We start from the raw sequence: 19,036 nt of genomic DNA on the forward strand, positions 1-19,036 counted from the left end.
GGAAGGGGGTCGAGTTTAGTACGCGGTCAGATTGCGAATCATATAGCCAAGCACAATGCCAAACAGTAGCGCCCAGATCTGGCCCGACTCGACAAAGTTGTTCCAAATGCTGACCATATCCCCCAGAATATCTTGGTCAAACTGCTGGGCCAACATCGGGGAAAGGGCATCGTTGGCTACTGCCAGACCTGCTACACCAGACGCATCGGCGATCGTAACTTCGGTAAAATAGCCGCTGAAGCTCTCCCCATTGTCCAGGCTGACGGGGCGCAGAATAGTATCTACTGAAAGAGATGGGGAAGCCAGTTGAAACGAACCTTGCAGCAAAGAATCGGAAAGCTGGGGAATGACGTCCATGGCGCTGTAACGACCTGAGCATGGTTAACACCCAACAGACTATCACCATACCGCCGAGACCGAACCTCTGGAACCCAAAAACCATCTGGGGTCTAGCCGTTGTCACCGCCTTGGCGGGGGCGGCTTACCAGGCGGGCCTGGGCCGACCGGGAGCCGATCTGATTAACCTAGGCGGCTGGCCCCAGTTGCAAGAGTTTTTGGTAGCCAGTCTGCACCCCGATCTCAGCGCTGAATTTGTGGCCCTGATGGGCCGCGCCGCCCTGGTTACCCTGGCCTACGCCGTGCTGGGGACTGCTCTCAGCGTCGGCCTAGGCCTAGTGGGTGGTCTGTTCTCTTCGGCAGTGTGGTGGCAAACTCTGTTTCCCCAGGCCTCCTGGGGGCTGGGTCAGGCCGGTTGGTTGGCGGTGCGGGGGGTGTTGGCCTTTCCCCGCGCTATTCACGAGCTGATCTGGGGGCTGGTGTTGGTGCTGGTGCTGGGGCTAAACCCATTGGTCGGGGTGCTGGCGATCGCTATTCCCTTTGGGGCGATCGTCGCCAAAGTCTTTTCCGAAATTTTAGATGAAACCCCCCCCGAGCCCCTGCATGCCCTGCTCAATGCCGGTACGCCGCCGCTGGTCGCCTTCATCTACGGTTTGCTGCCCCAGGCCTTGCCCAACCTGCTCTCCTATACCTTCTACCGCTTTGAGTGTTCACTGCGGGCCTCGGCGGTGCTGGGCATTATTGGCGCTGGGGGGCTGGGCTACGAGATTTTCTTGAGTTTGCAATCGCTGCGCTACGAGCAGCTTTGGACCGGCTTTTACGCCCTGATTGTGCTCAACGGTGCGGTCGATGCTTGGAGCGCCTTGGTGCGCCGCCGCATGGGGTTTACCAGCCGCCTCGATATCAACCGCAAACCGGGGAGTGCTACTGCGCGATCGCCCCACCAGGCCCCCCGGCAGGATGGCTTTCTCAAGCTGTCGTGGATCGGGGCGGTGCTGGCGGTGCCCCTGAGCTGGTGGTGGTTGCAGCTAGATCTGGGGGTGCTGTGGTCGGCTCGCACCCAGCGCCTCCTGGGTGAACTTTTAGGCAGTGGCTGGCCGTCCCTGCCCACCTGGGCAGAGGTGGCTAATTTGGCCCGCCTCTCTTGGCTGACGGTGGCGATGTCCATGGTGGCGATCGCCCTGGCCGGTCTGGGGGGCATTCTGATTTCGCTGCCCGCCGCCCAAAACTTTTTGCTACCGGGGGGGCTGCTGCGGCCCCTTGGTCAGCGAGAAGGCGCTCCCTGGGTGGCCTACACTCTGCTAGGTCTGAGTCGGCTGGTGCTGCTAATCAGCCGCGCCATCCCCGCCCCGATCTGGGCGCTGGTGCTGCTGTACATGCTGTTTCCCGGCGTGCTGCCGGGAGCCATGGCCCTAGCCCTCCACAACTTTGGCATCCTCGGTCGTCTGATGGCTGAGGTGAACGAGAACCTAGACGATCGCCCTGTGCGGGCGCTGGCGACGTTGGGGGCTAGCCCCAGTCAGGTTGTGGCCTACGGCATTTTGCCCCAAAATCTAGGGCGATTTTTAGCCTATATTCTCTACCGTTGGGAAGTGTGTCTGCGTGAAACTGTGATCGTGGGGCTGGTCGGGGCGGGTGGGCTAGGCCGTCTACTCACCGAGCAAATCAGCAGTTTCGACTTCAGTGGGGTGGGCATCACCTTGGCGGTATTTGTGGCGCTTACCTTTGCAGTAGATGCGATCAGTCAGCAATTACGAGCGGTGCTGAGGGAGTAACGAATACCCAATCTGACCCACCAAACCCCGATTCAAACCTGCCCTAACCCAATCGTTCCCAACCTCAGAGCGGCCCATCATGCATGACTACTATCTAAACAGCCCTGGCACAGTATTTATCGCTGTGCCAGGGCTGTTTAGGCTTTAGCTTGGCAGACTACTATAGCTGTAGCCAGTCTGGTTAAGACATTTTCCCTAAAAACGTTCGAACGTTTTTAAGGTATCTGGATGTCCTAACCCAAGTGACTATGGCTATAAGACTTTAGGCCAAAGTTTTTATTCGTCTTCATCCGGGTAAGCTTCGTCTTCAACCTCGATTTCAATGTCCTCAGCTACCGCCACGGCGGTTCCGCCAATCTCCAGTTTCTCTCGCACCTGGGCTTCGACCTTTTGGGCAAAGGCGGCGTCTTCTTGCAATCGCTGGATGGTATTTTCGCGGCCCTGACCAATGTTGTCGCCCTCGTAGCTATACCAGGCCCCTTTGCGGACAATCACCCCGGTTTGCTCTGCCAGATCTACCAGGCAGCCCATGGTAGAGATACCCTGGCCAAAGAGAATGTCAAACTCGCCGATGCGGAAGGGAGGCGCGACCTTGTTCTTGGCGACCTTGACCTTGGCACGGATGCCATACTCCTCGGTGCCCTTCTTCAGGGTTTGAATGCGGCGAATGTCGAGCCGCACCGAGGCGTAGAATTTCAGCGCGTTACCCCCAGTGGTGACCTCGGGGTTACCGTAGGAGATGCCAATTTTTTGCCGCAGCTGGTTCAAAAAGATCACGGTGCACTGCGATTTACCAATGCTGCCGGTAATTTTTCGCAGGGCCTGACTCATCAATCGGGCCTGAAGGCCCACGTGGGCATCGCCCATTTCCCCTTCAATTTCGGCGCGGGGCACAAGGGCCGCAACCGAGTCAACGACGACCACGTCAATCGCGGACGATCGCACCAGTTGATCGACTACCTCTAGCCCCATTTCACCGGTGTCGGGCTGGGAGACCAGCAGTTCTTCTACATTTACCCCCAGGGCGGCGGCATAGATGGGGTCAAGGGCGTGCTCAGCATCGACAAAGGCCGCTACCCCGCCCATCTTCTGCACCTCGGCCAGCACGTGCAGGGCCACGGTGGTTTTACCCGAGCTTTCTGGGCCGTAGATTTCGATCACACGCCCCTTGGGCAGGCCGCCGCCCAGGGCCAAGTCGAGGGTCAAAGCCCCGGTAGAAATCGTTTCAACCTTCATACGAGCCGCATCGCCCAGGCGCATGATCGCCCCTTTGCCAAAGTTGCGCTCAATTTGCCCCAGCACCAGGGTGAGGGCCTTTTCTTTTTCGCTTTGTTCTTTGCCTTTTTTTACCGCCATAGTTGCCTCAGTGCTGTAGGACAAGACCCTGTACCCCAAAACAGTTGTCTCCAGAACCACAGTATAGTACAATTGCACTCAATAGCAATAGGTAGCTTATAGGGTTTCGGCAGTCTAACTGCACCAGATCCTTCCATGCTGAGGCGGTTAAGCCCATGGCCATCGACAGAGTCAATACGTTAATCGCGTTTCCGGAGTGGCTGGTGGCGGTCACCCGTCGCCGCTCGGTGGGGTACTTTTGCTGGGTAATCACACCGGAACTGGCGGCCTTGACCGACGGCGAGGCCTACCCCACCCGTCAGGCGGCCCTAGCGGCAGGGCGTAGCCTGGTGCACTATTCGATCGGCCCCCAGATCGACTTTAGTCACTGCCGCCTGTATGAGTAATTACTGCGAGTCATGGCTGGGGGAAGGGCGATCGCGTTCTACCCCACGGCTCGCCCTCTGGCGGTAGCTCCAGGTGGTTGGCGGGGTACAGACTATACCGAGGTGAGTTTCTGGACTGCTGTGACCGGATCCTAGGAGCTAGGTGACTGGTTTATGCTGGTGATAGGGTTTTCTCGCCAGGGAAACCCGTTGACTTCCTTCACCCCCTAGATGCTCTGCCATGTTTGCCACCACTGCGCCGCCGCTGCCCATCCACCGCGATCGCATTCGTCCGACAATTCAATCGCTGCAAGATCGGCTGGTGGCCTGGCGGCGCGGCATTCACCAGCGGCCCGAACTGGGGTTTAAAGAATGGCTCACCGCCGACTTTATCTGCGATCACCTTACCGAGTGGGGCATTGACCACCAGCGCCACATTGCCAAAACCGGTGTAGTAGCCGTCATTGCAGGGACGCGCCCCGGACCGGTGCTGGGCATTCGGGCCGACATGGATGCCCTGCCCATTCAGGAAGAAAATGCCGTGCCCTACTGCTCGCAGCACGACGGTGTGATGCACGCCTGCGGCCACGATGGTCATGTGGCGATCGCCCTGGGTACCGCCCACTACTTGGCCACCCACCGCGACAGCTTTGCGGGCACAGTCAAGCTGATCTTTCAGCCTGCCGAAGAGGGGCCAGGTGGGGCCAAACCCATGATCGAGGCTGGAGTATTGAAAAACCCCGACGTGGAGGCCATGATTGGACTCCACCTGTGGAACAATTTGCCCCTGGGGACAGTGGGCGTGCGCACGGGGGCGCTGATGGCTGCCTCAGAATTTTTCACCTGCACCGTGCAGGGTAAGGGCGGCCATGGGGCACTACCCCACCAGACCGTAGACTCGATTGTGGTGGCCGCGCAAATTGTCGGTGCCCTGCAAACCATCGTGGCCCGCAACATTGAGCCCACCAAGGCGGCGGTGGTGACCGTGGGCAAGTTTAATGCAGGCAGCGCCCAAAACGTGATCGCCGACAGTGCCACCTTAGGCGGCACCGTGCGCTACTTTGACCCCGCCTACGCCGACTACTTTGCCCCCCGGATGGAGCAGATCATCGGGGGCATATGTCAGGCCCACGGGGCCAGCTACGACTTCGACTACCGGGCGCTGTACCCGCCTGTGATCAACGATGCGGCCATGGCCGATCTGGTGCGATCGGTGGCCCTTTCGGTGGTAGAAACCGCCGCCGGGGTGGTGCCCGACTGCCACACGATGGGGGGTGAAGACATGGCTTTCTTTTTGCAAGAGGTGCCGGGGTGCTATTTCTTTCTAGGATCGGCCAATGCCGAAAAGGCCCTGGCCTACCCCCACCATCACCCCCGCTTTGACTTCGACGAAACGGCCCTCGGACTGGGGGTAGAGATGTTTGTGCGCTGTGTGGAAGCGTACTGCCCTAGGCGTTGAGGCCGCAGCCATCCTTCGCTGAACGAGCGGTTTTGGTCAAGAATTTCCTCGTCAGGGAACCTTAAACCTGAAGATATTGCAAAACTACCGATGTGATGCAGCGGTAATCGACAATAGGACAGGTGTTAAGGGTGGGCAAAATGGCAGGCATCAGCAACCGGGTGGCTAGTGGCCCTGACGTCCCCACTCCCACTGCGATCGCCCCTTGGCATCAGGCGATCGCGGCGATCGCCCGGCAAATTCGCCAGTCCCTCGATCTGACCACGATTTTGACGAACAGCGTTGAAGCCGTTCAGAGGCTGTTAGACTGCGATCGCGCTCTACTTTATCAGTTTGCCACCGACCACAGCGGTCAAGTCGTCGTTGAAGCTGTGCAGAATCCGCAGTGGTCAATGGCGGGGCAAACCGTCCATGATCCCTGGTCTGAGGCTGACCGACTGCCCCCCGACGACGAGGGGCAGGTGTGGGCGATCGCCGATGTTGCCGCTGCTCACCTCACCCCCTGCCACGCCGAGTTTCTGGCTCAGTTTCAGGTCAAGGCCAGCCTGATTGTACCGGTGCTGTGTGAGACTCAGCTATGGGGCCTGTTGATTGCCCATAGCTGCACTGCTCCCCGGCCCTGGCTACCAGAGGACGTGGCCAACCTACAGCAGATGGCTGTTCAGGTGGGCATCGCTCTTTACCAGGCCGACCTGAAGGCGCAACTGCAAGCGGCCAAAGCCAATTTAGAGGCCCAGACCGAAACCATGCTGCGCCAAAGTCGCGATCAGCGGCTTCAGTTGGCGGCCATTGTCGAGACCTCCCAAGATGCGATCATCAGCAAAACATCTGACGGCCTGATCACCAGCTGGAACCAGGCCGCCGAACGGCTCTTTGGCTACAGTGCCGCCGAGGCGATTGGCCAGCCCATCACCCTAATCATTCCGCCCGATCGTCAGGCCGACGCCGCCCTGCTCTTTCAGCAACTGCATCAGGGCAAACCGATTGCAACCTACGAAACCCAGCGCCAGTGTAAAGATGGTCGCCTGGTGGAGGTAGCGCTAACCATGTCTCCCGTGCAGGATGAAACCGGTGCGGTAGTTGGGGCTTCTAAAATTGCCAGAGACATTACTGCCCAGCGCCAGGCCCAGCGAGCCCTGCAAGAGCAGACCGCCATCTTACGGAGCTTCTACGATTCATCACCGCTAATGATGGGGGTAGTGGAACTGTCGGTGCACGACATTCTGCACATCTCAGATAACCAGGCAACGGCCGCCTTTTTTAATACCACCGTCGAGGCGCTAGAGGGGCAATGGGCCAGCAATCTAGGTGTGCCTCCAGACTACATTCAGGTCTGGGTTACCCACTATCGCCAGAGCCAGGCTACCGGCCAACCGGTGCAGTTTGACTATGCCCATACCTTTGGCACCTCCACCTTTTGGCTGTCGGTTGTAGTGTCATTTATTGGCATTGCTGAGAGCAAACGGCCTTGTTTTTCCTATGTGGCCACAGACATTACCGATCGCAAACAGGTCGAATTAACACTTCAGCGCAGCGAGGCTCGATACCGCAACATTATTGAGACCACCCTAGAAGGGGTGTGGATGCTGGATGCCCAAGGTAAAACCACCTTCATTAACCAGCAGATGGCCGACATGCTGGGCTACAGCATCGAAGACATGGCCAGCACTGCCCTGCTGGACTTTATTGCCCCCGAAGACCAAGCCCAAGCCAAAACCTATTTAGAATGCCGACGGCAGGGGATTGAAGAAAAGCACCCCTTCAAGTTTCGCCGCCAAGACCAGACCGTGCTGTGGGCCTTGGTGTCGGCAACTCCGATGCTTGACGAAAACGACACCTATGCCGGATGCATCGGCCTGCTTGCCGATGTTACCCCAATCATTACCATTCAAGAGGCCCTAAAGACCTCTAAAATGCAGCTCAGCAGCGTGCTCAATAGCTCCCTTGACGGCATTATGGCCTTTTGCTCGGTGCGCGATGGGCAGGGCACCATTGTTGACTTTGAGTGGCTGTTGAGCAATCCTACCGCCTGCGACCTGGTGGGACGCACCGAAGCCTATCTAGTCGGCAAACGCCTGCTCGATGAAATGCCCGGCAACCTTGAAGAAGGCTTGTTTGATGGCTACGTTCACACCGTCGAAACCGGGGAGCCCTACCGACGGGAGTTCTACTATAACCACGACGGCATTGAATCCTGGTTTGAAACGGTAGCCGTCAAGCTAGGAGATGGCTTTGCCGTCACCTTTCGCAATGTCACCAGCCTCAAACAGTCAGAACAAACCTTATACCAAGTCAATCAACAGCTCGAAGCGCGGGTAGCCGACCTCGATCAGCGCCACAACGAAATGGTGATCTTGAGCGAAATCAGCGATTATCTCCAGGCCTGTTCAACGATAGAAGAAGCTTGTCATACCATCACCAACCTGGTTGAAACCCTCTTTCCCAAATGCTCCGGCGGTATTTTCATCACCCATGCCTCCCACAATCGCCTAGCAATTGTCAATAGCTGGGGTAGGCATCTCCATTCAGACACCCGTTTTAAGCCCGATCAATGCTGGGCGCTGCGCCGGGGTCGAACGCACCACGTCGGGCCAGATCGCCACAGTCTTCGCTGTGCCCACGTGCCAGCCGAGGTCGAGATTGAGGCTACCCTATGTATCCCCATGCTGGCCCAGGGAGAAACCCTAGGATTATTGCACCTCAGCACCGAAACTACGGAGGCCCTATCTGAGCCCAAGCAGCAGCTCGCCCGCGCCTTAGCCGAGCAGTTGGGCATGGCGATCGCCAACCTCAAACTGCAAGAAACCCTCAAAAACCAGAGCATCCGCGACTCACTGACTGGCCTTTATAATCGCCGCTATCTAGAAGAATCGTTCACTCGAGAGATCGGACGAGCCCAGCGAAAACAGCATTCTATCGGCGTGATCATGCTTGATATTGACCATTTCAAGCAGTTTAACGATACCTTTGGCCACGACATCGGCGATTTTGTGCTGCAACTGGTCGGCACCTTACTCAAGGAGAACGTGCGCAGTTCTGACATTGCCTGTCGCTACGGGGGCGAAGAAATGACCTTGATCTTGCCAGAGGCGGATCTCGCCGCAACCATCGCCCGGGCCGAAGTGATTCGAGTGGCCATTAGTCAGTTACGGCCCCATCACCAAGGTCAGCGCCTTGATTCCCTCACGGCATCCTTTGGGGTGGCCAGCTTTCCCCAGCACGGCAGCACTATTCAAACGCTGATCAAAGCTGCCGATGCGGCTCTCTATAGGGCCAAAGCCGCCGGTCGCAACCAGGTGCTTGTCGCCCTGTAGCCCTGCGATCTCCCGCCTAAGGTTAACTTCAATGGCGTAGCCCGGTTGACCTCTATCAGAGTTGTTATGCTTGGCGATGAGCAAATTAGACTAGGCAATGGGGCAACGTATGCGGCGGTTGAACAGGCTAGTTATGGGGGCGATCGCCCTGGTGGTAGGCGTGCTGCTCACCCAAACGATCGCCGTTAGCAGTGGCTACCTGAGGGCGATCGCCCCTTTAGCCCAGGCCCAGGGCAATGCTCCCCCACCCGAACTGGCCCCGGCGTTACCCATGGTCAGCGGCAGTTTTTCCGACCCCCAGGGACGCTTTCAAATTGGCATTTTGGAAGGCTTTACGGTCAGTTCGGCGGCGGGTAGCCCCCTGTTTCAGTCGACCGATGGCAGCTTGGCCTACACCGTGGCAGTCGCTCCTTTACCCACCGCCGATACCCCCAATGCCGCTCTAATGCAGGCGGCCCAAAGCACCTTTGGCAATGGCGAAGGCTTTGTCGCGGGCGATGTGCAGCCCATCCCCGGCGGTGGGGTAAGAATCAATTGGGCAGGGCGGCTAAGCCAGGGGGCAACTCCACCTCAGCCAATTACCGGCAAAATCTTTGCCCGCCAGCGGGGCACAGAGGTGTTTTTGCTCTTGGTAGCCGCTACTCAAGCGGCCGAAGCTCAGCTCTCGGACGCCATCACCGCTTTGGGCAGTACTCTAACCGTGCCTTAGGCTACAGTAGCGGTAGCACTATAGCGATGGCGTGGGAATGCTAGTAGTATGCGCCGATCATCCCTTTGGACGTTACCTCAGACTTACCTGCTCCTGGGCGGCACCGCCCTGGGCTATGCGCTGCTGATTTGGCTGGCTGGGCCAAAGCCAATCGCCGGTTTAGCGGGTGCGGGGGTGGCGGTCGCCATGGTCAGCAGTTGGGCCATGGGCTTTCGCGCTCAGCCCCAAGCGGCTAACGATGGCGATCTGCTCAACGAGCAAATCTTTGCCCGCCAGTTGGGTATTTTGGGGCAGCGGGTGCCGCCCAAATCGCAAAAAGCCTGGCAGCAGGTGCAGGTCTGGGCGACTGAATCCCAGCGGTTTGCCAGCCGCATTTACGATCGCGACTCTCTCCTTCAGCTTGAGCTTCTTGAGGCAATGCATACGGTGCTCGATCTGTCGGGCCAGGTGGCCGATGGCCTAGCAATTCTCGACCAGATTGAAACCCCTGCTTACCAGCAGATGGCCCAGCAGCGCCTAGAGGCCAGCCGCGATCGCCTCCAGGCCACCCACTCCCAGCTGCAACAGCTCCAAGATCAGATCGCCCTCTCCACCCTAGAAAACTCCAGCGACACCACTCTGCCCCAGCGCCTGCAAACCCTCGTCGACGCCAACAAAATCATCCTGCAAAACAACCAAGACGCCCCCTAGACCCTTTCCCACCCTACCTTCTTCACTCTCTCACCATGCGCCGTCTTCCTCTTTTCCCCTTCCTGCTTGGTCTTTGCGCCGTCCTGTTGTGGAACTGCGCCCCTGGCAACGAGGTGCCTCGGGTAGACTCCCTAGACAGTGCGCGCCAAGTGCTTGAGCAGTCGGTGATGCCCCGTATCACTGTAGGCGAAGACTTGATTTCAGACGAGTTGGCCAGCCGCTACACCACCGACCAGATAGAAGATCCGCTGCCTGATATCAATGCCTTACCCCTCTACGCTGCCCAGCCCAGCGGCGGCAACACGGTTTATCTAGAAATCTACAGCTCATCGGAAAAGGCCAACGTCAACCGCCAAAATGAGCGCTGGCTAGTGGAAGTAGCCGAAACCTTTAACCAGCGCCAGGAGACGCTGCCCTCGGGGGAAGTGATTCAGGTGGGGGTGCGTCAGGTGGCTTCGGGTACCGCCGCTCGCATATTGGGGGCGAGGGCAGCCCAGCCCGCTGGTTATAGCCCCTCCAACGATCTCTGGGTGGCGATGGTGCAGAGCCAAGGGATAAATACGGTAACCGTGGCCGATCGCCTGGTGCCTAACACGGCTGGCTGGGTGCTGCCCAAGCCGGTCTACGATGGCCTGGCCGAAAACGGTACCGTTAGCTTTGATCGACTGCTTAATGCGATCGCCTCAGGCCAGGTCACCGTCGCCTATCCCAACCCCTACAGCAGCTCCACCGCGCTCAACCTGCTCTACACCCTCTACTGGCGAGCCGCCGGGCACCAGGAAACCGGTGGTACTCTCACCGTGGCTGAGCTGCAAACCCCCCAGGTCAACTCCGTCTTTGACCAGTTTCAACAGCAGGTGTTGATCACCACTCCCACCACCCTCGACCTGCAAGAGCTGTTTCTGCGCGACCAGAGCAACCTGCAAGCCTTTCCGCTGGAGTACCAAAATTACCTTGCTCTGCGCCAAGTGCCCGGCTTTAGCGACACCGAGTTTGTGCCCTTTGGCGTGCCCCACAACAACCCCCTGGTCGGCTTCGACTGGAACACGCCCCAGCAGCAGCAGGCCCTGCAACGGTTTGCCCAGTTCGCCCAATCGGCAGAAATGCAGGCCCTGGCCCAGCAGCAGGGCTTTGTCGAAACCGACTATTTGACCGCTGGGCAAGTACCCCCCTTCCCCGACGGCGAAACTCTATTGGCCGCCCAGTCAAACTGGAAGCTGCGTAAAGACGGGGGCCGCACGGTCTACATGAGCCTGGTGATCGACACCAGCGGCTCCATGGAAGGGCAGCGTATGCAGGCGCTCAAAGATGGCCTGCGGGTGGCTGCCGGGCAAATTAACTCGGGCAATTACGTCAGCATTGTCACCTTTGCCGATAAGCCCGTGCGTCGCTTACCTTTGGCTCCCTTTGACCAGCTTCAGCACCAGAAGTTTTTGGCCACCATTGACCAACTGCAGGCCGATGGGGCTACGGCTATGTACGACGGCACCATGGTGGGCCTAGCCGATCTACTGGCCAAAAAAGCAGCGGATCCTACCGGACGCTTTTACCTGCTGCTGCTCACCGATGGCGAGGTCAACCGGGGCTACACCTTTGATGCCATTCAAGACATTCTGACCTACAGCGACGTGCGGTTTTATCCGATCGCCTACGGAGAGGTCAACCAGAACGAACTTCAGGCGATCGCCCAACTGCGCGAATCGACCGTTCAGCAGGGCACTCCAGACAACGTGCAAAGCCTATTTAAAGATCTGTTCCAGGTTAATCTTTAGGGGTTTTGGGCTTCAGCCATGGCCCAAACCCAGCTACCTAAAACCTAAAACTTAAAACCTGTTTCCTCTGCCCCTATGCGCAACCCCAACCAACGACTGATCTACACCCTCGGCCTGGGCTGGATTGCCTTTGCGGCCCTGGGGTTGGGGCTGCGTCACTTACTGGCTAGCCCTAGGGTTACAGTGGTCATCGATCGCAGCTATTGCGACCCGGCCCGGTGGCAGCAACGGGTCAGCGATCGCTACGCCGATCTCTACGACCAGCAGGAACAGCGGCAGCTCATCATTGACCAGGTGATCTATGTCAGCGACCTGGGCCAGGAGGTGGCTACCAGCGTTCCGTCCCCAGACGAGATCGAGACCCTCAGTACCTTTGGTCGGCCCAACCCCACCCAAATGCAGCAGGCATCCCAAGCCTATCCCGAAGCCACCATGCTGACCTGCGGCAACTAGCGTAGATCAGCCCGACGAGAGCTGGGTTGAGGGCTTGCCCCGCCATCGACCTCAATTCGGGCCTAAACTGAAAGCTGCGTCACCATTTGCATCGCCCCATGACCGCTACGCCCAACTTTTCCAGCGACACCACGGCCCGCCCGACTGACAGCGACTGGCGGCTGTTTTTGCGCATGTGGCCCTATATCTACCGCCACCGCGCGGCCCTGGTCATACCGCTGATTTTGCTGGTGCCCCTGTCGCTGTCGAATGCCTTTCAGCCGGTACTGATTGGCCAGGCGATTTCTCTGATTCGCCAAGAGCCCGTGATGGGCTTTTTAGAGGGGCGCACCCTGCAGGGTGGGCTCAATTTACTGGTCGGGCTGCTGGTGGTCACTGTGGCTACTCGGCTGCTGCTCGATGGTCTGCAGAGCTATCTTGTGCAGGCGGTGGGACAAAAAATTACCGCCGACATTCGCACCGACCTCTTTACCCATGTCACCGCCCTGGCAGTGCGCTTCTTCGATCGCACCCCCGTCGGCAAACTGATTACCCGCATCACCAGCGATGTCGATGCCCTGGGAGACGTCTTTTCGACCGGAGCCGTGGGCATCATCACCGACGTGATCTCCATGCTGGTGCTGCTGGTAGTGATGTTTACCATGCAGTGGCAGCTAGCCCTCATGCTGCTGGCCCTGCTGTTGCCGGTCACCTGGCTGATTATTTACTTTCAGCAGCAGTATCGCAAAGCTAACTACAAAGCTCGCGAATACCTCTCTGAGCTTAACGCCACCCTGCAAGAAAACGTGGCGGGCATTAACGTGGTGCAGCTGTTTCGGCGCGAACGCTACAACGCCGAGATGTTTCGGGGCACCAACCAGAAGTACATCACCGCCGTTGACAAAACCATTTTCTACGACTCAGCCGTGTCATCGACGCTGGAGTGGATCTCGCTAGTAGCGATCGGCGGCGTGCTTTGGCTCGGTGGCCTGCTGGTCATGGAAGACGCCCTCACCTTCGGTACCCTGGCTACGTTTATTTTATTTGCCCAGCGCCTATTCGATCCCCTGCGCCAGTTCGCTGACAAGTTCACCGCCATTCAGGCCGGGCTAACTGCCGTAGAGCGGATTACCGACCTGTTTACCGTGCCCGTAGAAATTCGTGACCCGGAGAAGGTGTGGAGTGAGGGAGTGGGAAGTGAGGGGGTAGGGAGTCAGGGCGCGGGGGGCGGGGAAATTGACCATAGTGCTTTTCCCACCACCTACCTTACCCCGCTAGAAGCCGCCGCCCCATCTACCACCCATTCACCCATCCACTCATCCACCCCCTACCCATCCAAGGCGTCCGAAATCTGCTTCGACCAGGTCACCTTTGGCTACAAGGCCGACGAGCCTGTAATCAAAGATCTCACCTTTACCCTTCGCCCTGGGGAGAAAGTGGCGCTGGTGGGGCCAACCGGAGCAGGCAAAAGCTCGATCATCCGCCTGCTGTGCCGCCTCTACGACATCAATCAAGGGGCGATTTTGCTGGATGGCGTCGATATTCGTGATTTGCCCCAGGCGGAGCTGCGGCAGCGAATGGCGGTGATTTTGCAGGATGGCTTTTTGTTTGCCGGAGACGTCAAAAGCAACATTACCCTGGGCGAGGAATATCCCCTAGAGGCGGTGATCGAGGCGGCAAAGCAGACTAATATTCACGGGCTGATTGAAGATTTGCCTCAGGGCTACGACACCGAACTGCGGGAGCGGGGCACCAATCTCTCGGGGGGACAAAAGCAACTGCTGGCCTTTGCTCGGGCGGCCATTCGCAACCCCGGCATTTTGGTACTCGACGAGGCCACCGCCAACCTAGATGTGGGCACCGAAGCGATGATTCAAGAAGCCCTAGAGCGCCTGCTGGAGCATCGCACGGCGATTATTATTGCCCACCGCCTGTCAACAATTCGCAATGTCGATCGCATTTTGGTGCTCAAGCATGGTGAACTGGTTGAGCAGGGTAGCCACGACGAACTGCTGGCGCAGGAAGGGTTGTATTCAAGCCTGTATCGGTTGCAGCGACTGGGGGTTTAGGCTTCAGGTTCGAGTGTTCGGCCTGTTTGCAAAACCTGATCCCCCTCCTACAATGGCCCCTAGGCTTGAGGTCTAGGGCAGCCTTATCAGTTGCCCCGTCGCTCTAGACATTGTTCTTTTTTGAACGGCATGGCAATCGCAGCCCCGCAATCTGAAAAACGCGAAACTCCGCCCGCAAATGATGGTTTTCTGGTGTGTGGGTTGGGTAGCCTGGGCCAAAACTGTGTAGCTAACCTGAAGAGCTTTGGGGTGCCGGTGCATGCCATTAACGACACCCTGCCCGACCAGTGGGAAGTGCCCCACCTGCGGCAGCTCATTGACCATTTAGAGATTGGTGACTGTCGCTCGGCAGAGGTGCTGGAGATAGCGGGCATTCGCCAGTGCCGGGCGGTGCTGCTGGTGACTCAAGATGAGCGAGTCAATCTGGAGGCGGCGCTGACCGCGAGGGTGCTGAATCCGAAGGTGCGGCTGGTGATGCGATCGGATAAGCAGAACCTGAACGAGCTGATGGGGCAGCAGTTGCAGAATTTCATTGCCTTTGAACCCACTCAGCTTGCGGCTCCGGCCTTTGCCCTGGGAGCCTTTGGCGAAGCATTAGTGGGCTATTTTAATCTCGATGGCCATCGCTTTCAGGTCGTGAAGCAGGTGCTAGAGCCGACCCATCCGTGGTGCGATCGCCGCCACCTGCACGAACTAGATACCGGCCACCGCCGCATTTTGTGCCATACCCCCGTCGATGAAACCTCTTGGGTGATGGCCGACAGCCCTTCTAGCCTGTTCTACACCTGGATACCCGATACTCCTTTGGGAGCGGGCGACGAAGTGGTGATGATTGAAAGCGACGCCGAGCTGCACACCCTCAACCGCGAAGCCCCTAGGCCGGTGCGGCAGCAGCCCCTTAGGCGGATCGGCCAGGCGATCGCTCGCCTACGCAATTGGCCCACCTTAAAGCGAGATTTCATCCATTTGGTGCGCTCTGGTTCGGGGCAGCAGCTGCGCCGGGTGGCGCTGATTTGCGGTATCACCGTGCTAGCCCTATGCCTGGTGGGCACGCTGTTGTTAGACGCCAATTCCCCTGACGACATCCCTCTATTTCAGGCCTTTTTGTACACGTTTATCACCTTGTTTGGGGGATACGGCGATGTGTTCGAAGCCCTAGAAGACTTCAATTATCCCCGACTGCTGCAACTCTTTGGCGTGCTCCTGACGGTGGCCGGAGCTGCGTTTGTAGGGGTACTCTATGCGCTGCTCACCGAGAAATTGCTCACCCTGCGGTTTGAGTTTATGGAGCGTCGCCCGCCGGTACCCGAACAAGACCATGTGGTAGTGATCTGGCTGGGGCGGGTCGGGCGACAGGTGCTGGCGGCGCTCCAAGACCTCAACCAGCCCGTCGTGGGCATTTCGTCCCACGGTCTTGATGCTGACGTACTGCCTAAAATTCCGCTGCTGACTGGCGATGTCAGCGCCGCCCTCGATAAGGCCAACCTGGCCACCGCCAAAAGCGTCGTGGCGGTCAGTGAGGACGAAATTCAAAACCTGGAGATGGGGCTGTTGGCCCACCGGCTCAACCCCCATTGCCGGGCCATCATTCGCACCTACGACCAGCAGTTTACCGATCGCGTCGCCCAGATTTTTCCCTTTGCCCAGGTGCTCTGTGCCTCGGCGCTGTCCGCCGAAGCGTTTGCCGGGGCAGCCTTTGGCGAACATGTCATTGGCCTGTTTCGGCTCTATGACCAAACGGTATTAATCACCCAGTACCAGGTTGAACCCGGCGATACCCTGATTGGCATGCTGCTGGCAGAGGTGGCCTATGGCTATGGCGTTGTTCCCCTGTGGCACCAGCATGGGGACCAGCCCAGCAAAATTATGCCCACCGACGATATTCGGCTGAAACGGGGCGATCGCCTGGTGGTGTTGGCGACCATCAGTGGTCTGCGCCGCATTGAGCAACGAGAACTGGCCCCCCGTACCTGGCACCTGCACCTCGAAAGAGCTTTCACCCCCCAGGCCCTGTTTGACGGGGCTACTGAAATTGCGCGCGTTTCCGGCTACCGCCTGGGCGAGGCCCGACAGCTGATGGCCCAGATACCGATCACCTTGCCGCTGCCCCTCTACCGTCATCAGGCTCTTCGTCTCTGCCGACTGTTAACCCGTGCTCAGGTCAAGGCCGAGGTTGTACCGCCACCGGTTTAGGGGCAAGGGCCAACTGTTACAGGCATCCATCGCTGCCCTCTTTAGGCCCGCAGAGATTCTGAAGAAATAGAGAGTTTCAACGGTTTTGATGCCGAGGCCAGGGCCTTTGCGATAGAGTTTGCCCAGGGATAATTGAGACAGGACTGGGCAATGGCAAAGCAGGGTGACATGACGCAAAACCGAGGGCCACAGCCCTGGCTAAAAGCATTGCTCTGGGTGGGCGGCATGGGTAGCCTGCTGCCGCTGAGCCTGCCAGTGCTGGCCTTGTCGGAATCGGTGGGGCCTCAGGGCATCGATGCCCGGCGACTGCACGTGGCTCCCTACTACCTAACCGGCGACAAAATTGCGATTGGGCAAGTCGAAATTGGCCGTCCCAGCCAATTTGGCATCGATAAAGTCGCTACCGAAACCTTGCCCATCTCTGTACGGCGAGTGCTGCTGCTTGACGGCCTAGCCAACGCCAACGAATATGTCGATGGCCACGCCAGCAATGTGGCTAGCGTCATGATTAGCCAAGATAAACAACGCACTGGGGTTGCTCCCGAGGCGCTGCTCTACTCTGGGGCGATCGGACCCCTGGGTAGCACCAGTGCTCAGCCAGAAGAATGTCTGGCCGCCCAGGCAGTGGCCTTGCAAAATGGTGGCGATGTCCGCGCCATCAACTTTAGTTTTGGTGAACCCCTCACCCGCGACCCGCGCTCTAACCCAGTGCTTGATGGCAATGCGCTGCTAACCCAGTGCATCGACTGGTCCTCTCGGGTGCATGGCGCGCTGTACGTGATTGCAGGCAACCAGGGGCGAGGCGGCATTCCCATTCCCACCGACAACTTTAACGGCATTAACGTCGCCTACTCGCGCCAGGGGAACGGCGAGTTTAACCGCCTTGATGCCTCTAACCTGGGCAGCGAACCCGCCGCTGTCCGTCAGGGGGCACCGGTCGAAACCAACGTGGGTCCCCGTCGCTCGATCAGTCTAGTGGCTCCCGGTAGCAGCATTGAACTGATCGACCCCGATGGGCGGGTGCGTACCTCCAGCGGCAGCAGCTTTGCTTCGCCCCACGTGGCGGGCACCATCGCCCTGATGCAGCAGCTAGTCGATCGCCAGTTTCGCGCGGGTATGGCCAACATGCCCCTAGAGGGCCGTCACCCCATGGTCATGAAAGCCGTGCTGCTCAACTCGGCTGACAAGCTCAAAGACAGCGGTGACGGCCTGCGGCTGGGCATGACCCGCACCCTGCTCGACAACGCCAGCCGCTCTTGGGTAGAGTCCGATGCCTACCGCGATCGCAAAATTCCCCTGCACAAAGACCTAGGGACGGGCCACCTCAACGCCTACCGCGCCTATCAACAGATCTCTCCCGGTGCCTTTGGCCCCGACCAAACCGTGCCTGCCATCGGCTGGAACTTTGCGGCCCTAACCCCACCAACAGCATCGGCTATGGCCCACGACTACGAATTTGCCGATCCCTTGCAGGGCGGTAGCTACATAGCGGCGACCCTGGCTTGGGAGCGGGTTGTTGCCCTGACCGATACCAACGGCAATGGCATTTACGATCGGGGTGAAAGCTTTAGCGATCGCGGCCTCAACAACCTCAACCTATACCTCATGCCCGCCGACACCGACGACATTACCCAGAGTGTCTGGTCATCGGTGAGCGAGGTCGACAGCGTTGAACATATTTTTTATCAAATTCCGGAAACGGGGCGGTACAAACTGAGAGTTATCTATCAGCAGCAGGTGCACAACGAACCGACTCAGCCCTACGCCCTGGCCTGGTGGTCTGTGCCTGCCCCCTAGAGATATTGTGGCTCGTTTAGAGGAATGCCCTATGGTCGACTATGCCGTTGCCCTGAGATGTGCCCGCCTGGGCCAGGAAATCTACCGTGACTTTGGCGGTCTGCGGTTCTCGGCCTACCCCGACATTGAGCCGGTGTTTGTCGAAAGCCAGGACAACGGGTTTACCGATACCCAGGTGGCTATTCTCAACCAGCTCAACAGCGATCGCCTCTACGTCATCTTTCGCGGCTCCGACAAATCGGTTGACTGGATCAACAACTTTCAGTTTCGCCAGCAGATCTATCCCTACGGCGACGGCAACACAGAGGTCAAATTTCACCAGGGATTCATGACGGCCTACTTTGCCGTACGTCAGGCTCTGCTCGACGCCATGGATAAGTTTGAGGGCCAGCATGTGATTGTTACAGGCCATAGTCTAGGGGGGGCCTTAGCCACCATCGCTGCCCTCGATCTGCAATACAACCTAGGCCGCAAGCGCGATCTCAGCTTTGAGGTCTACACCTTTGGCGCACCTCGGGTAGGCAACCGTGCCATGGTTGAGTCTTACAATGGCCGCTTGCCCAAGAGCTACCGCTTTGTCTACGGCTGGGACATTGTCACCCGCATTCCCCGCACCTGGCAGGGGTTTGACCATGTCGATACCGCGATTCAGCTAGGCTCTCGCTGGACGTGGCAAGTGCTTAGCCGCCGCTTCAGCGACCACGCAATCGATGCTTACGTCAGCGGGATCGAGGCTGAGCTTCAGGCTGTAGCCTAGGGCATTGCTCAA

The 19,036-nt window shown here is 58.5% G+C and carries 14 protein-coding genes; 12 read left to right on the forward strand and 2 right to left on the reverse strand.

Annotated elements, in window-relative coordinates; genetic code table 11:
• Nucleotides 1–15: 15 nt before the first annotated feature.
• Nucleotides 16–357, reverse strand: a complete 342-nt coding sequence (locus RRF56_RS22645) for a hypothetical protein (RefSeq protein ID WP_317035412.1) — start codon at nt 355–357, stop codon at nt 16–18.
• 20 nt (nt 358–377) lie between these two features.
• Here RRF56_RS22645 and RRF56_RS22650 point away from each other — a divergent pair, with 20 nt between their 5' ends.
• Entirely contained in the window at nt 378–2,111 is a 1,734-nt protein-coding gene (locus tag RRF56_RS22650; RefSeq protein WP_317035413.1) for a PhnE/PtxC family ABC transporter permease, read from the forward strand.
• 276 nt (nt 2,112–2,387) lie between these two features.
• Here the strand turns inward: RRF56_RS22650 and recA are convergent, their stop codons facing one another.
• Complete coding sequence (recA, locus tag RRF56_RS22655; protein WP_317035414.1) at nt 2,388–3,467, reverse strand: recombinase RecA; 1,080 nt, start codon at nt 3,465–3,467, stop codon at nt 2,388–2,390.
• A 155-nt stretch (nt 3,468–3,622) separates the two neighbouring features.
• Between recA and RRF56_RS22660 the strand changes: the two genes are divergently transcribed.
• From RRF56_RS22660 to RRF56_RS22710, 11 genes are all read left to right on the forward strand, one after another.
• Complete coding sequence (locus tag RRF56_RS22660; RefSeq protein WP_317035415.1) at nt 3,623–3,853, forward strand: hypothetical protein; 231 nt, start codon at nt 3,623–3,625, stop codon at nt 3,851–3,853.
• 220 nt (nt 3,854–4,073) lie between these two features.
• The gene (locus RRF56_RS22665) at nt 4,074–5,291 is read left to right on the forward strand and encodes a M20 family metallopeptidase (protein WP_317035416.1); all 1,218 of its coding nucleotides are present in this window, start codon (nt 4,074–4,076) and stop codon (nt 5,289–5,291) included.
• A gap of 140 nt (nt 5,292–5,431) precedes the next feature.
• Nucleotides 5,432–8,605 (forward strand): PAS domain S-box protein, encoded by a 3,174-nt coding sequence (locus RRF56_RS22670; RefSeq protein WP_317035417.1) that lies wholly within the window; start codon nt 5,432–5,434, stop codon nt 8,603–8,605.
• A 109-nt stretch (nt 8,606–8,714) separates the two neighbouring features.
• Nucleotides 8,715–9,314: a hypothetical protein gene (locus RRF56_RS22675; protein WP_317035418.1), complete on the forward strand. Its 600-nt coding sequence runs from the start codon at nt 8,715–8,717 to the stop codon at nt 9,312–9,314.
• Between the two features lie 48 nt (nt 9,315–9,362).
• The gene (locus RRF56_RS22680) at nt 9,363–10,004 is read left to right on the forward strand and encodes a hypothetical protein (protein WP_317035419.1); all 642 of its coding nucleotides are present in this window, start codon (nt 9,363–9,365) and stop codon (nt 10,002–10,004) included.
• 35 nt (nt 10,005–10,039) lie between these two features.
• Nucleotides 10,040–11,776: a VWA domain-containing protein gene (locus RRF56_RS22685; RefSeq protein ID WP_317035420.1), complete on the forward strand. Its 1,737-nt coding sequence runs from the start codon at nt 10,040–10,042 to the stop codon at nt 11,774–11,776.
• Nucleotides 11,777–11,851: 75 nt separating this feature from the next.
• Nucleotides 11,852–12,229, forward strand: coding sequence for a hypothetical protein (locus RRF56_RS22690; RefSeq protein WP_317035421.1), 378 nt, complete (start codon nt 11,852–11,854; stop codon nt 12,227–12,229).
• Between the two features lie 98 nt (nt 12,230–12,327).
• The gene (locus RRF56_RS22695) at nt 12,328–14,277 is read left to right on the forward strand and encodes an ABC transporter ATP-binding protein (RefSeq protein ID WP_317035422.1); all 1,950 of its coding nucleotides are present in this window, start codon (nt 12,328–12,330) and stop codon (nt 14,275–14,277) included.
• A gap of 129 nt (nt 14,278–14,406) precedes the next feature.
• The gene (locus tag RRF56_RS22700; RefSeq protein ID WP_317035423.1) at nt 14,407–16,470 is read left to right on the forward strand and encodes a potassium channel family protein; all 2,064 of its coding nucleotides are present in this window, start codon (nt 14,407–14,409) and stop codon (nt 16,468–16,470) included.
• Nucleotides 16,471–16,620: 150 nt separating this feature from the next.
• Entirely contained in the window at nt 16,621–18,267 is a 1,647-nt protein-coding gene (locus tag RRF56_RS22705; RefSeq protein ID WP_317035424.1) for a S8 family serine peptidase, read from the forward strand.
• A gap of 31 nt (nt 18,268–18,298) precedes the next feature.
• Nucleotides 18,299–19,024: a lipase family protein gene (locus RRF56_RS22710; protein ID WP_317035425.1), complete on the forward strand. Its 726-nt coding sequence runs from the start codon at nt 18,299–18,301 to the stop codon at nt 19,022–19,024.
• The last annotated feature ends 12 nt before the right edge of the window (nt 19,025–19,036 follow it).

The sequence above is a fragment of the Nodosilinea sp. E11 genome (genome assembly GCF_032813545.1).
Lineage (GTDB): Bacteria > Cyanobacteriota > Cyanobacteriia > Phormidesmidales > Phormidesmidaceae > Nodosilinea.

Excerpts from the sequence above, each read along its gene's own strand:
- RRF56_RS22700 (WP_317035423.1), top strand. The coding sequence starts at position 14,407 with ATGGCAATCGCAGCCCCGCAATCTGAAAAACGCGAAACTCCGCCCGCA.
- recA (WP_317035414.1), bottom strand. The coding sequence starts at position 3,467 with ATGGCGGTAAAAAAAGGCAAAGAACAAAGCGAAAAAGAAAAGGCCCTC.
- RRF56_RS22690 (WP_317035421.1), top strand. The coding sequence starts at position 11,852 with ATGCGCAACCCCAACCAACGACTGATCTACACCCTCGGCCTGGGCTGG.
- RRF56_RS22660 (WP_317035415.1), top strand. The coding sequence starts at position 3,623 with ATGGCCATCGACAGAGTCAATACGTTAATCGCGTTTCCGGAGTGGCTG.
- RRF56_RS22665 (WP_317035416.1), top strand. The coding sequence starts at position 4,074 with ATGTTTGCCACCACTGCGCCGCCGCTGCCCATCCACCGCGATCGCATT.
- RRF56_RS22705 (WP_317035424.1), top strand. The coding sequence starts at position 16,621 with ATGGCAAAGCAGGGTGACATGACGCAAAACCGAGGGCCACAGCCCTGG.
- RRF56_RS22710 (WP_317035425.1), top strand. The coding sequence starts at position 18,299 with ATGGTCGACTATGCCGTTGCCCTGAGATGTGCCCGCCTGGGCCAGGAA.
- RRF56_RS22670 (WP_317035417.1), top strand. The coding sequence starts at position 5,432 with ATGGCAGGCATCAGCAACCGGGTGGCTAGTGGCCCTGACGTCCCCACT.
- RRF56_RS22695 (WP_317035422.1), top strand. The coding sequence starts at position 12,328 with ATGACCGCTACGCCCAACTTTTCCAGCGACACCACGGCCCGCCCGACT.
- RRF56_RS22645 (WP_317035412.1), bottom strand. The coding sequence starts at position 357 with ATGGACGTCATTCCCCAGCTTTCCGATTCTTTGCTGCAAGGTTCGTTT.
- RRF56_RS22675 (WP_317035418.1), top strand. The coding sequence starts at position 8,715 with ATGCGGCGGTTGAACAGGCTAGTTATGGGGGCGATCGCCCTGGTGGTA.
- RRF56_RS22685 (WP_317035420.1), top strand. The coding sequence starts at position 10,040 with ATGCGCCGTCTTCCTCTTTTCCCCTTCCTGCTTGGTCTTTGCGCCGTC.
- RRF56_RS22650 (WP_317035413.1), top strand. The coding sequence starts at position 378 with ATGGTTAACACCCAACAGACTATCACCATACCGCCGAGACCGAACCTC.
- RRF56_RS22680 (WP_317035419.1), top strand. The coding sequence starts at position 9,363 with ATGCGCCGATCATCCCTTTGGACGTTACCTCAGACTTACCTGCTCCTG.